Annotated in this window: 9 protein-coding genes, 1 tRNA gene and 1 pseudogene; 4 read left to right on the top strand and 7 right to left on the bottom strand. The window is 72.8% G+C overall.

All coding sequences use genetic code 11. The annotated features are described in order from the left end of the window. Positions 1–1,314: hypothetical protein (locus PV341_RS26740; protein ID WP_500359178.1), on the bottom strand; the 1,314-nt coding region annotated here is incomplete at its 3' end. A gap of 307 nt (positions 1,315–1,621) precedes the next feature. Between PV341_RS26740 and PV341_RS26735 the strand changes: the two genes are divergently transcribed. From PV341_RS26735 to PV341_RS26725, 3 genes are all read left to right on the top strand, one after another. Beyond that, the gene (locus PV341_RS26735) at positions 1,622–2,302 is read left to right on the top strand and encodes a class I SAM-dependent DNA methyltransferase (RefSeq protein ID WP_500359177.1); all 681 of its coding nucleotides are present in this window, start codon (positions 1,622–1,624) and stop codon (positions 2,300–2,302) included. Positions 2,303–2,321: 19 nt separating this feature from the next. Further along, positions 2,322–4,220 (top strand): SpoIIE family protein phosphatase, encoded by a 1,899-nt coding sequence (locus tag PV341_RS26730; protein WP_500322625.1) that lies wholly within the window; start codon positions 2,322–2,324, stop codon positions 4,218–4,220. Positions 4,221–4,344: 124 nt separating this feature from the next. Next, the gene (locus PV341_RS26725) at positions 4,345–4,767 is read left to right on the top strand and encodes a hypothetical protein (protein WP_500322624.1); all 423 of its coding nucleotides are present in this window, start codon (positions 4,345–4,347) and stop codon (positions 4,765–4,767) included. Positions 4,768–4,902: 135 nt separating this feature from the next. On the opposite strand, the gene PV341_RS26720 is transcribed toward PV341_RS26725, so the two are convergent. From PV341_RS26720 to PV341_RS26695, 6 genes are all read right to left on the bottom strand, one after another. After that, entirely contained in the window at positions 4,903–5,487 is a 585-nt protein-coding gene (locus PV341_RS26720) for a DUF4352 domain-containing protein (RefSeq protein WP_500359175.1), read from the bottom strand. Positions 5,488–5,940: 453 nt separating this feature from the next. After that, positions 5,941–6,013 (bottom strand) — tRNA-Lys (locus PV341_RS26715). 89 nt (positions 6,014–6,102) lie between these two features. After that, entirely contained in the window at positions 6,103–7,662 is a 1,560-nt protein-coding gene (locus tag PV341_RS26710) for an amino acid permease (RefSeq protein WP_500359173.1), read from the bottom strand. Positions 7,663–7,721: 59 nt separating this feature from the next. Next, positions 7,722–10,829 carry an FG-GAP-like repeat-containing protein gene (locus tag PV341_RS26705; RefSeq protein ID WP_500359172.1) on the bottom strand — a complete coding sequence of 1,036 codons (3,108 nt, stop codon included), beginning with the start codon at positions 10,827–10,829 and terminating at the stop codon, positions 7,722–7,724. Next, entirely contained in the window at positions 10,829–10,960 is a 132-nt protein-coding gene (locus PV341_RS26700) for a hypothetical protein (protein ID WP_500322620.1), read from the bottom strand. The genes PV341_RS26705 and PV341_RS26700 overlap by 1 nt, the downstream gene beginning before the upstream one ends. Positions 10,961–11,211: 251 nt before the next feature. Next, the gene (locus tag PV341_RS26695; protein WP_500359171.1) at positions 11,212–13,284 is read right to left on the bottom strand and encodes a DEAD/DEAH box helicase; all 2,073 of its coding nucleotides are present in this window, start codon (positions 13,282–13,284) and stop codon (positions 11,212–11,214) included. 212 nt (positions 13,285–13,496) lie between these two features. Here PV341_RS26695 and PV341_RS26690 point away from each other — a divergent pair. Continuing rightward, a pseudogene (locus tag PV341_RS26690) lies at positions 13,497–13,771 on the top strand (hypothetical protein); the annotation flags it as partial.

Below are 13,771 nucleotides of genomic sequence, written 5' to 3'. Positions count from 1 at the left end.
GACGGCCCCGGGCTCAGCCTCGACAGGCGCAGCCTCCGCAACCGGCTCGGGCTCCACGGCAGGAGCCTCCGCGGCAACCGGCTCCGCCTCGGCGGGAGCAGGTGCCTCCTCCGTCACGGGCTCCGCGACGGCTTCCACCTCGGGCTCGGCGGCAGGCGCTTCCTCCGCCGCCGACTCCGGCTCTGCAGACGCAGTCTCCGGCTCCACGACGGCCCCGGGCTCAGCCTCGACAGGCGCAGCCTCCGCAACCGGCTCGGGCTCCACGGCAGGAGCCTCCGCGGCAACCGGCTCCGCCTCGGCGGGAGCGGCCGACGCTTCCTCCGTAACCGGTGCCTGGACCACCGCAGCCTCGGCAACGGCCTCCGCCTCCGGCTCCGCAGGAGTCCCCTCCGCCGCTTCCGACGTGGTGCGCGGTTCGGGGACGACGGGGGTCTCCGTCTCGCCCAGCAGCGCGACGACCTCGGCCGTGTCCGCCCGACGCTCCGTCAGCTCCTCGAGCACCGCGCCGAGGCCCTGCTCCTCCAGGCGGTCGCGGGTGGCCTTGAGGTTGGGCAGTCGGTACAGCGTGCCCTCGTCCGCGGCGAGGCGGTCGAGGAGCTCCACGAGTTCCTCGAAGGGCAGGCTGTCCAGCGCGGCCTCGGGGCGCAGGAGGCGGCCCAGTTCGGTGAGCCCGGCGACGGCGGCCTCGGCGGCGCGGGAGGCGTCGTCGAGGAAGTCCGCGTCCGTGGGAACGGCCGGGCGGCCGGCGCCGCCGAGGGCGGCCCAGTCGGTGCGCTCGGACGCCGCGGAGGCCAGGGCGGTGTGGGCGGCGTCGCGCCGCGGCCGCCCGGTGGCCAGCCCGCGGACGCGTCCCCGCAGCGAGCGGCGGCGCAGCCAGGTGACCTTCACCCCGCGGTCCCGGCGCCAGGCGCCGCTCGCGGTGGCGGCGACCAGGTCGTCCAGCTCGGCCTCGGCCACGTCGTACACGTCGGCGTTGAGCGTGCGCAGCGTCAGGCGTACCCGCAGCAGCAGCGAAACGGCCCGGCCGCTCTCGGCCACCGTGCGGGGGGCGTCGATGCCCAGGGCCTCGGACTCCTCCAGGCGGCGTGCGGCGGAGCGCAGCGCGGGCAGGTCACGGCCGCGCAGCTCCGCGAGGACGGTGGAGGCGGCGCGGGCCTCCTCGGGGCCGGCGACGGTGTCCACGGCCGCGTACCAGGCGTGGGTGTCGGTCGTCAGCGTGAAGCCGCCGAGCTCCGCGTAGGCGCGCAGGTCGTCGCGCGCCTCCGCGGGGAGGGAGGCGATGTCGGCGGTGCTGTGCAAGGAGGGTGCGGTCATATGAGGTCCGGTTCGTGGCAAGTGCGGTGGGCGTCGGCGGCGTGCGCGCGGCGGAGCGGCCCCGGTCCGGCGTGCTCGCGGTGGCCCCACGATACGGGCGTGGTCCACCCCGGCGCACGCGCCCCGTCCGTAACGGAGGGCACGGCGGCACCACCCGTGCACGGAGAGAGAGGGAGCGGACGCCCCTTGTGACCCCGGTGGCGTTCCGTGGCTCCTGCGACGCCCGTGGCCAGAGGGTCAGATTCCATCAAGAGGCGACAAAAGGACTCCATGGGATAATTCAAAGTGGGCACGAAAGGGATTTTTCGTGATCGACAAGACCGTGTGGGGCGGTTATGAGAGCGGCCGGCCTGACCGGAGCGGCCAGGCCGAGGCGTTCGACGCCATCGGGGACCGCTACGACGAGGCCTTCCCGCACAAGGAGGGGCAGTTCTCCGCCGGCCTGTGGCTCGTGGACACCCTGCCGCCCGGGTCCCGCGTACTGGACCTCGGCTGCGGCACCGGACTCCCCACCGCCCGGCAGCTGAGCGACGCGGCGTTGGACGTCGTGGGCATCGACCTGTCCGGGGGCATGCTCGAACTGGCCCGGACGTACGTCCCCCACGCCACCTTCCACCAACTGGACATCGCCGACCTGCGCCCCGGCGGCCCGGCCCCGTTGGGCCGCTTCGACGCCGTCGCGGCCTTCTTCTCCCTGCTGATGCTGCCGCGCGCCGAGATCCCGCACGCCCTCCGCACGATCCACCATCTGCTGGTCCCGGGCGGGCTGTTCGCCCTGTCGATGGTGGAGGCCGACGTGGACGACTTCGCCATCCCGTTCCTGGGCTGCACCATCCGCGTCTCCGGCTACCTCAGGGAGGAGTTGCTGTACGTCATCGAGTCGGGCGGCTTCGAGATCGTCAAGGAGTTCTCGTACACCTACGCCCCGGCCTTCAGCGACGTACCGCCGGAGGAACAGGTGTTCCTCTGTTGCCGGCGGATCGGCTGAGGCGGGACGGGACCAGGACGTGGCGCGGCACCGCACCCCAGGCGAAGACCCCGGCCCGACCGGGGGCGGAGCGGAACCTCCCGAGCGGCGCACGCCATGGCCCCGGGACGCCGACGCGCCCCGCGCGCCCGGGCAGCCGCAGACCGACCGGCTCCGCTACCTCGACGCCGCGACCCGGCGCATCGCCGCCGGCATGGACCTGGACGAGACGCTGCGCGAACTGGACACGGCGGCCGTCCCCGCCTTCGCCGACGCGATCTTCGTCCATCTGCACGACCCGCTGCTGACCGAGGAGGGTACGCAGGTCCGGGACACCGCGGGTCCCGTCGTCCTGCACCTGCACCCCACCCGGCGGCGCACCCCGGAGCGGCCGTCACCGGGACTGCCGTCACCGGACGCGGAGGCCGCCGCGCCGGAGCCGCCGCAGATCGCCCTGCGGTGCGTCAACCGCCCCGGAGCGCAGGGGGTGTCGGAGTGCGTCCGGCTCAGCGCCACCGGCCGGCTCACCCGGCTGCTGCGGGAGGGCCGCCCGATCTTCGGCGACGCCCCCGGCATCGCGACCGCCGTCAGGGAGCTGCTCGGCCCGGTGGTCGGGCCGCCCGGCACGCTGCCACCCGGCCGCCGCCTGATCATCGCCCCGCTGCACGGCCGCAACCGCCTCATGGGCACCCTCACCCTGCTGCGCCGGCCCGAGCGGGCCCCCTTCACCGCCGACGACCTGCTGGTCGCCTCGCAACTGGCGACCCACACCGCGCTCGGCGCCCACAAGGCCCTGATGTACGGCCACGAGGCGTCCGTCGCCGACGCGCTGCAGCGCACCATGCTCCCGGCCTCCCTCCCCGAGCCCACCGGGGTCCGGCTGGCCAGCCGCTACCTGCCCGCCTCCGAGACCGCGCGGGTGGGCGGCGACTGGTACGACGCCATCCCGCTGCCCGGCAGCCGTGTCGCGCTCGTCGTCGGCGACGTGATGGGCCACTCGATGACCTCCGCCGCAATCATGGGCCAGCTGCGCACCAGCGTGCAGGCCCTCGCCGGCCTCGACCTGCCCCCGGACGAGGTCCTGCACCACCTCGACGAACAGGCCCAGCGGCTGGGCATCGAGCACATCGCCACCTGCCTGTACGCGGTCTACGACCCCATCTCGCACCGGCTGCTGATCGCCAACGCCGGCCATCTGCCGCCCGTCGTGCTGCTCCCCGGCGGCAAGGGCGAGGTGCTGCCCGTACCCGCGGGCGCGCCGATCGGCGTCGGCGGCATCGACTTCGAGACCGTCGAGATGCCCGCGCCCACCGGGGCCACCCTGCTCCTCTACACCGACGGCCTGGTCGAGTCCCGCGGCCACGACATCTGGACCGGCGTGGAGAACCTGCTCGCCCGCATCCAGACCCCCGGCCGCGACCTCGTCCCGCCGCCCCTGGAAGCCCTGTGCGACCAGGCGCTCGGCGACCTCGGCCCCGGCGGCTCCCGCGACGACGACATCGCGCTGCTCGCCGCCCGCTTCGACGGTTTCCCCACGCACAGCGTCGCCTACTGGTACCTCGCCCCCCAGCCCGAGACCGCCTGCCGGGCCCGCCGCCTCACCCGCCGCGCCCTGCACCGCTGGGGCCTCGACCCCATGCTGGAGACGACCGAACTGCTCGTCAGCGAGGTCGTCACCAACGCCGTCCGCTTCGCCTCCCGCCCCATCACCCTGCGCCTCCTGCGCACCGACGTGCTGCGCTGCGAGGTCGGCGACGACTCGCCCCTGGTCCCCCGGGTGCACCGGGCCGGACCGGAGGACGAGAACGGCCGCGGCCTGTACGTCGTCGACCGCCTCGCCGACCACTGGGGCGCCCGGCGCCTGGGCACGGGCAAGGTCGTCTGGTTCGAACTCCCCATCCCCGACGAGGCCCGCCGCCGCGGCACGACCCCGGCATAGCGGCCGCCGGGGCCCTGCCCGTCCGTCACCACCACCCCGGGGCCAACGACTTGCCCCGCATGTCACACCCCTGCCGCGGGCCGCCTCCACCACCTAAGGCAGGGCGAAAGGCCATAATCCCGACATGCGCACACACATCGCCGCAACCACACTGCTGCTCGCCGTCGCGGGCGCGGCCCTCAGCGGCTGCAGCTCCTCCGCCGACACCGCCGCCACGGCGCCCGAGACCGCCGTGTCGTCCGCGTCCCCGGTCTCCCAGGCCGACCCCGAGAAGTCCCTGCCCGAGGCGGGGATCCCGGCCTCCCCCACGGGAGCCGACCGGGCCGCGCTCATCGCCGCCCTGCAGGCCATCAACCCCGACTTCGCCAAGGACCCCGACAAGGCCATCGACGCCGCCCGCAACCTGTGCGGCGCCATCAACAGCAACGACCCCCAGGCGGACGCGGAGGCCGCCCGGAGCTTCACGTACCACGACAACCAGCTCACCGAAGCCCAGGGCAAGGCCATCAACGACACGCTGAAGCGCCTCAAGTTCTGCGACGGCTGACCCCGCCGTCCGACCCCGCGAACGCCTCGGGCCCCGTCCGGATGCACTCCGGACGGGGCCCCGCGGTAGGGCGCCCGGGCCCCGAACCGGACACCCCGACGCGCCCTCAGGACCGCGACGGCGATTCCCCGGCGGCTACTTGACGTTCCACTGGCCGGTCTCGTCGGCGAAGCCGCTGTCGAGAGCCATCTGGAGCTTGGTGATCTTCGACGCCTTGGGGACCTCGAAGACCACCCACCCGAGACCCTTGGCACCCTTCGCCAGGCGCAGGTCGCTGGACATCGCGGGCCCGGCGGTCACCTCCCCGAAGGTGGTCTGGAACTGCTGTCCGTCGGTGTCGGTGACGGTCAGCCCGTTGCCGGGGCTGTCGGAGTAGACGGCGGTGCCGGCATTGGTCAGGCGGAGCTGGGCGGCGACCCACCGCTTCCCCTTCGCGGGGGTCATGAACTCGTCGCTGCTCTTGGCCGGGTCGACCCACTTGACCAGGGTGACGTCGATCCGGGAGCCGTCGTCCATACCGTGGAGGCTGAGGGTGTCGCCGATGCCGGCGTCCTCCTTCGGCTCGTCCGCGGACTTCGCGGGCTTGCCGGCGCCGCCGTCCTTGCCGGCGGCCTCGGTCTTGACGGGCTTGGTGCTGACGGTCGTCGGCTCGGCACAGGCGGTCAGGCCGGCGGCGAGGACGGCGACGGCCACGATGGGCATGGCGAACTTCGCGTGCATTTGTTCCCCCCAGGGATGGCATATGCGGGTTGGCGAAAATGAGTATGCCTTGGCGCCGGACATGTGAACTCGGTTTACAGACGTAGTGGCTGTGTCGTGACACGTCAGTGACGAGCCCAAGACCCGCCGCCGCACCCCCGGGCAGGGAGGATGCCGGGCCCGGAGGCCGGGGATCGTCGGCACCCGGCGGCCGTGGCGACACCCGCCGACACCCGCGAGGACGCCGATGGTTGGAAGTGGCCGGCGGACGGCCTTCCGCATGTGAGCGAAGCCACCGCGGAGTTGACCGAGCGCGCCGCCGCCGCGGTCGGGCACGGAAGACATGGCCCGCCGGCCCTGCCGTTCACGGATCGCTCACGCAGGAGCCTGGGGAAGAGGCTGCGGCCCCACCGGTCCGAACCGGTGGGGCCGCATTCACGCAGGACAGCGGTGGCGAGACCAACCGCCTGCGGGTAGGCCGTGTGGGACTCGAACCCACAACCAATGGATTAAAAGTCCACTGCTCTGCCAATTGAGCTAACGGCCCGCACCCCGCAGCATAGCCGGACGGCGGCCGTGGCTCCGAGCGCATTCGGCCCGTGCGGCGCGGCCGCCGCCGGCGAGGGGGCGCGGAGGTCAGCCGGAAGGGCCGGCCGGGGCGGGGGCAGGGACCGGGTCGGGGAGCTCGGCGGAGGCGGGGCCGCGGTCCCGGAGGAACCAGTGGCGGGCGGAGACGAACCACCACGTCGCGGCGAAGCCGAGGACGACCAGCACCGCGATCGGCGCGTAGTTGAAGGTGTCGACCGTGACCGGGCTGACCTGGGGCAGCATGAAGAGCACGGTGATGAAGACGACCCACGTCACGGCGATGACGCCGATCGGGCGGGACCAGCGGCCGAGGTGCCAGGGGCCGCGCTCGAAGTCGTCCCCCTTGCCGAGGCGCAGGAAGGTCGGGATGACGTACGCGATGTAGAGGCCGATGACGGCGATGGAGGTCACGGCGGCGTACGCGGTCAGGTTGATCAGGTACGGCAGGCCCAGGACGAGCGCGCCGAGCGCGGCCAGCCAGACGGCGTTGGTGGGCGTCTTGGTCCGCGGGTTGATGCGGTGCCAGACCGCGGAGAAGGGCAGCGCCCCGTCGCGCGAGAAGGCGTAGATCATGCGGCTGTTGGCGGTGACGGAGGCCATCCCGCAGAAGAGCTGGGCGCCGATGACGACGAGCAGCAGGAGCTTGCCGCCGACGTCGCCGAGGCCGTCGATGAGGATCTGCGCCGGGGGGACGCCCGTCGGCGTGTCGAGGACGTCGTCGTAGGACCGGATCGCGTACGTGAAGCCGAGCAGCAGCACGAAACCCGCGATCCAGGAGATCCATATGGAGCGGACGATGCCGCGCGGCCCGGCGGTGGCGGCGTCGTGGGTCTCCTCGGTCATGTGGGCGGAGGCGTCGTAGCCGGTGAAGGTGTACTGCGCCATCAGCAGGCCGAGCAGGACCACGTAGATACCGCTGCCCCAGCCGGTGTTGTTGACGAAGTGGGTGAAGACGAACGACGTCGACTGGTGCCGGTCCGGCACGAAGGCGAGCGCGCCGACGATCAGGCCGACGCCGAGCACGTGCCACCACACGCTGATGTCGTTGAGGAGCGCGACGATGCGGACGCCGAAGGTGTTGAGCAGCCCGTGCAGCAGCAGGATCGCGGCGAACAGGACGATCGTGTGACCGGGGGTGCTGCTGAAGCCGAACTGCAGGTCCAGGTAGGCGTTGAGGAAGCTCGCGGCGCCGAAGTCGATGCCGGCGGTGACGGCGACCTGGCCGAGCACGTTGAACCAGCCCGCGAACCAGGCCCAGGCGGCGGCGCTGCGCGGCGGGGCGAGCCGGTGGGCCCAGTAGTACAGCCCGGCGGAGGTCGGGTACGAGGAGCAGATCTCGGCCATCGCCAGGCCGACGACCAGCGTCATGAGCCCGACCGCCAGCCAGCCCCAGGTGATCACGGCGGGGCCGCCGGTGTTCATGCCGAAGGCGTAGAGGGTCAGGCAGCCGGAGAGGACCGAGATGATGGTGAAGGAGACCGCGAAGTTGGAGAACGCGGACATCCGGCGGGCCAGCACCTGGGTGTAGCCGAGTTGGCGGAGGCGTTCCTCGTCGGAGACCGGGGCCGGGGGCCCGGCGGCCTCACCCGGTTCTTTTGGAATTGTCATGCCCCCAGCGATTCCCTCGCCGGGGGCGTGATATGCGTCACAGGCGCGTCCGGAACTGGCTAGAAAAGGCTCTTGTACACGCCCCAGCCGGTGCCGATCTTGGTGCGGCTGCCGAAGGTGCCCTTGCCGGTGCCGGCGTAGCGGTACAGGTTCCCCGCGGTGTCCCGGGCGATCAGGTCGCCCTTGCCGTCACCGGTGATGTCCCCCACGCCCGCCAGCGCGTTGTACGAGGCACCCCAGTTCGAGGCGAGCTTCACCCGCGGCCGCAGATGCCCCTTGCCGTCACCGTCGTAACGCCACAGGACGTTCGCCTTGTCCTGGGCCAGCAGATCACCGATCCCGTCACCGTTCAGGTCCCCGGCACCCACGATCTTCTTGTAACCCGTCCACTTCGACGCCAGCTTCACCCGCACCGCAAGCTTCCCGTTGCCGGTGGCCTTGTGCAGCCACACGTCCGAAGTCGACGTCTGCCGGGCGATCAGGTCCGGACGACCGTCTCCGCTCAGGTCACCCGCCGACGTCAGCACGTTGTACTGCTGGTAACCCGTTCCCAACGACAGGCGGGGGCTGCTCTTGGTGATCGCCCCCTGGCACCGGCCCGCGTAGCGGAAGAGCTCGCCCACGGTGTTCCTTACGAGGACGTCGGAGCAGCGGTCGCCGTCGAGGTCGCCGAAGGGGACGAACCGGTACCCGGTGTTCCATCCGGGCGTGCCGCCGGCGTAGCCCGCCCCCGGGGACGGGAAGTCGAGCATCCCGTCAGGGGCCAACGCCGCCAGCTCCCCGGCCCCGTCCGCGTCGAGGTCCCGCCAGGCGCTCCTGGCCCCGGCCAGCTGCATGGTCCCGGTGTGCGCCGTACGGAAGCCGCTGCCGTCGCCCACGTCCACGCTCAGCGTCCATGTGTGGCGGCCGCCCGTCACCACGGTGCCGTGGTCGTCGGTGCCGTTCCACTCCGTCGTGATCCGCGCCCCCTCGTGGGCGGTGCCGCGGACGGTGCGCACGGCCTTGCCCGCCGCGTTCCGGAAGGTGAGGCTCCAGCCCGCCGGCGGCCGGGACAACTGCCAGGTGCCGTGCCAGACGTTCTGGGGACCCGGCCACCTCAGGTTGATGTAGTCGTCCGTGGTGGCTTCGATCGACGTGACCGGCGAGCGCGGCACGGTGACGCGCTTGACGTGGATCCTGTCGCCGGCGTCCACGAAGGCGACGTCCCCGCCGTACTTGTCGACGGTCCAGCTGATCCGGCGGTCGGAGACCAGCTCGTCCTCCGCCGGCAGGTCGGCGAACTCGCCGGTGACCGCCGCCGTACCCGCTCCGCCGTGGAAGTCGGTCAGCAGCAGCTTGCCCGCCGCACGGTCGTGGCGGACGAGGAAACCGTCGCCGAGCAGGGCCTCGCCCGAGGGCACGGCGATGCTCTTCCTGCCGGTGCGGTCCCAGACGCCCGCCTTGCCCGTCGGCCCGCAGGACCAGTACACCCAGCGGCCGACCGTCTGCAGTTCCTGCGGCACGCAGCCGGCTCCGACGTCGACGGCCGACGAGGTCTTGCGGGTCTTCAGGTCGAACACGTCGAGCGTGCCCTTGGCCGGTCCCGGTTTCCACAGTTCGGTGCCCCAGACCGAGGCGGCCGTGGTGGTGCGGGTCAGCGTGACGTTGTTCTCCCGATGCTGTTCGAAGTCCCCCACGTACTGCTTGCCCCCGGTGCCGTCGTCGGCGACGGTGTAGCGCCCGGAGGAGTCGACGATCCGGTTGCCGGTGTTCGGCAGGATGACCGAGGCCAGCGAGCTCGGGGTGCGGGGCGAGTTCACCGAGACCCCGTGATCGGCGTACGCGGTGTGCCCGTCGCCCAGGGCGTGGAGTTCGACGCAGTCGGAGCCCGCCTGGCAGGGCTTGTACCAGTTGTGGAGCGGGAAGAGCAGCGTCCGCGGCCCGGGCTCGGGGGCCCCGGTCGGCGCCAGGTCGAACTCGTACAGCGACCGCAGGGAGCTGCCGTCCGCGTCGGTGGCGACGGACAGCTTCCCTGCGCCGAGGGCGAGGCCGTCGACCCGGGAGTTGACCGCGTGGAGGGGCATGACCTCGGTGACCACGGGCTGGGCTCCGGAGGCCGTCACCCGGCGCACCGCCCAGTCCGTCACTCCGCTGCCGCCGACGACCAGCACACTGCCGTCCGCGGCGATGACGAGCTGGTTCGTGGCGTACGTCAGCAACGTCCGGGCCTCACCGCCGCCCACCGGGACCACGCTCAGCGTCTCACCCGGGCGCGACCTCAGCGGTTCCGGGGCACGCGCGACCACGATCCAGTCACCCACGAGGGCCAGCGTCACCGCGGGCTGGAAGGACGCGCCCTCCAGCGGGGGGATCACGACCGCCCCGGGTTCCGCGGCCGTGTCGGCGCGCGGGACGACCCAGGCGGTCAGAGCGCCCGCGGAGCCGAACCAGCCGAGCACACGGTCGGCGGACAGCGCGATCCTGGACGGTGGCGTGGCCAGCGAGCCGAACAGGCCGGTGACCGCGCCGGTGGCGTAGTCGACCAGCACCAGACGCTTGCCGGAGGGGCCGCCGCCCAGTTCCAGCACCGCTCCGCGCAGGTCCTGGGCGACGGTGCGGACGGATGTGTACCCCTCCGGCAGCGCGTCCGACGGCAGGGCGACGTCGGTCACCTGCCCCTCGGCGGTGCGCAGCAGGTGCAGTCCGGTGATCGTGCCCCCGGCGGGCTTCTCGTAGGTGAGGACCTCGGACATCGTGAACGCGCCGGTGACGTACCGGCCGGGGGGAAGGGCCGTGACGACGCGCTCGCCGCTCGCCAGGTCCAGCACCGACATGCTCTTCGACGCGGGGAAGCCCATGAGCCCCGAGTTGAGCAGGGCGCTCATGGCCGTGATCGTCGTCGTCCCGCCGCTCGCGAAGTCCGTCCACAGGTACGAGCCGTTGCCCTCCTGCGTGTGCAGGAAACCCGAGCCGCCGGCGGTGTACAGCGTGTCCCTGAACGGCGTGGAGCGCACACCGGCGGGGAAGACCGCCTCCGGCGGGGTGCCCGGGTCCGCGGCGGCCGGCAGCGCCACCGGGCCCAGCCCGGCGCCCAGCAGGACGATCACGGCGGCGGCGAGGGTCCTGCGGCGGGCGCCGGGACCCGCCCCGGGAGTCCTGTCCGGAGCGGAGGTTCCCGTGCGGGCCATCAGAAGATCCCCTTGAAGGTGTTCCAGCCGGTGTCGGCCACGGCGGCCGTGCCGGACGAACCGAGTCCTACCGCGAGTACCGCGCTGACGAGCGCGGCCGGATTGCCGCGCACGAGGGCACGACGGGTCACCCGAACCTCCTGCGTCCAACAAGGCGAGAGGCGTGAGGGGCGAACGGACACGGCTCGGCGCGCGCGCACGAAAGGCGCTGCGCAGCTCTCAAGCCCCCGGCTGTACCCCCCCACGCAAGTGGCCAGAGCCTAACAGCCGGCGCACAGGAAGAGAAGGTCTGCACCAGCCGCCCGACCTGGGGCTTTCCCCGAAACGGCAGGGGCCCGGCAGATGGACGTCCATCTGCCGGGCCCCTGCCGTTCAGCTGGGGTCAGCCGTTGCGCTTCCAGCGCGGCTTGTCCGTGCGGCGGTCGAAGCCGCCGGTGGGGCGGTGGTCGTCACGACGGCCGTACGGGCGGCGGTCGTTGGCGTCACGGTCGCGGTTGAACGCCGGGCGGTCGTCACGACGGTCCCGGTTGAAGGGGCGGTCGCCGCCGAAGTGGCGGTCACGCGACTCGTGGGGGCGCGCCGGGCGGTCGTCGCGGCGGTCGTAGGAACGCGCCGGGCGGTCGTCACGGCGCTCGAAGCCGCGGTCACGGTCACGGTCGCGGTTGAACGACGGGCGGTCGTCACGACGGTCGCGGTTGAACGACGGACGCTCGTCACGACGCTCGCGGTTGAACGACGGACGCTCGTCACGACGGTCCCGGTTGAACGACGGACGCTCGTCACGACGCTCGCGGTTGAACGACGGACGCTCGTCACGGCGCTCGTACCCGCGGTCACCGCGGTCCCGGTCGCGGAACGACGGGCGGTCGTCACGACGGTCGTCGCGGCGGCGCTCGTAGTTGCCCCGGTCGTCACGGCGCTGGAACGTGCGCTGCTCCGGCGCGGAGCTCTCCGCGGCCGGGGCGGGGACGCTCGCCGCGGCGGCGACCGCCTCGGCGGCCTCGGCCTGGGCGGCGGCCACGGCGGCCTCCGGGTCCTCGCCGCGCTCACGGGCGGCACGGGCGGTGAGGCGGTCGGCCTCCTCGCGCAGTTCGGCGGCCCGCCGCTGCGCGCGCTCCAGGGACTTGGCGAGGTCGGCGACCTCACGCTCGGCCTGCTGGGCGGCGTTGCCCGCCGCGTCCGCCTGCACCTCGGTCAGCGACCGGGCACCGGTGATCTGGGCCACGTCCTCGTCGAACGCCCCGGCCCCTCCGACGACGTGGCGCGAGGCGTCGACGCCCGCGTCCTCCATCAGCCGGAAGATCTGCTTGCGCTGGTGCGGCAGGGCGAGCGAGACGACCGTGCCGGACTGGCCGGCGCGGGCGGTACGGCCCGAGCGGTGCAGGTAGTCCTTGTGGTCGCCGGCCGGGTCCACGTTGAGGACCAGGTCGATGCCGTCCACGTGGATGCCGCGGGCCGCGACGTCGGTGGCGACGAGGACGTTGACGTAACCGTCCTTGAAGTCCGCCAGGGTGCGGGTGCGGGCGCCCTGGGTCATGCCGCCGTGCAGGGCGTCGGCCTTGACGCCCGCGTCGCGCAGCTGCTCGGCGACGCGGTCGGCACCCATCTGGGTGCGGACGAAGATGATGGTGCGGCCCTTGCGGGCGGCGATGGCGGCGGTGACCGGGGCCTTGTCCTTGGGCTTCACGACCAGGACGTGGTGGGTCATGGTGGTGACCGCGCCGGCCGAGGGGTCGACCTCGTGCGTGATCGGGTCCTTCAGGTACCGCTTGACCAGGGTGTCGATCTCGTTCTCCAGCGTGGCGGAGAACAGCAGCCGCTGGCCGCCGGCCGGGACCAGGTCGAGGATCTCGGTGACCTCGGGCAGGAAGCCCATGTCGGCCATCTGGTCGGCCTCGTCGAGGACGGCGATCTGCACCTGGTCCAGCGCGCAGGCGCCGCGCTCGATCAGGTCGCGCAGCCGGCCCGGGGTGGCGACGAGGATGTCGACGCCGCGCTCCAGGGCGTAGATCTGGTTCTGCATCGAGGTGCCGCCGCAGACGACCTTCATCTTCAGGCCGAGCACGTCGCCGTACGGCTGCAGCGCGTCCGCGACCTGCATCGCCAGCTCGCGGGTCGGGGTGAGGATCACACCGCGCGGACGCTTGCGCTCGGTGCGGCCCTCGGCCAGGGAGGTGAGCAGCGGCAGACCGAAGGAGAGGGTCTTGCCGGAGCCGGTACGGCCGCGGCCGAGGATGTCGCTGCCGGCCAGGGCGTCGGGGATCGTCGCCGCCTGGATCGGGAAGGGGGTGGTGACCCCGTTCTGCGCCAGCTTGCGGACGATCCCCTCGGGCAGGCCGAGGTCGCCGAAGGTCACGCTGGGGGTTTCGGGAGCGGTCTGCTCCTCGGTGACGGCCTCGTCGGTGCCGTCGGTGTCGATGGGCATGGCGGAACGGTCGGCAGTGTCAATAGACATGCTGAAGCTAAAACCTCTCGGAGATTTCGGCACGCGCCAGCTCCGGAGGTTGCTTACAACCGCCTCGATGCGGTCAGCCACAGGAGAAAAGGAACGCGCCAACGCGGCGCGCTTCGGTTCGGCGCCGGGCAATGGGATCAAACGATCTACCAGCATACGCATACGAGACCGCTTTGGCCAATTCGGTCCTCTCGGCCCCTCCCGTTCCTCATGTGGCGCCGTTCACCGAGGGCGCGCTGGACGGCGACGGCTCGGGCGACTCGCCGCCCCCGGACGGCGGCGGCGAGCTGTCCCCCGGCGAGGACGTCGTCGACGGCCGGTCCGACGGGGGCGAGGACTGCGAGGGCCGCCCCGAGGACGAGGGGCGCCCCGACGGCTTCCCGCTGTGGGAGCGGTCCGGGCCCTGGGTCGGCCCCGGTACCGACTCCTGCGCCGACACCGACGGCGAGCCGGCCCCGGGCGCGAGGGCCCCGGGCCGCCCCTCCAC

Source organism: Streptomyces sp. PA03-1a, assembly GCF_033792805.1.
Lineage (GTDB): Bacteria > Actinomycetota > Actinomycetes > Streptomycetales > Streptomycetaceae > Actinacidiphila.
The sequence above is the reverse complement of the archived record's forward strand: the minus strand, read 5'-3'. Positions and strand labels throughout refer to the sequence as shown.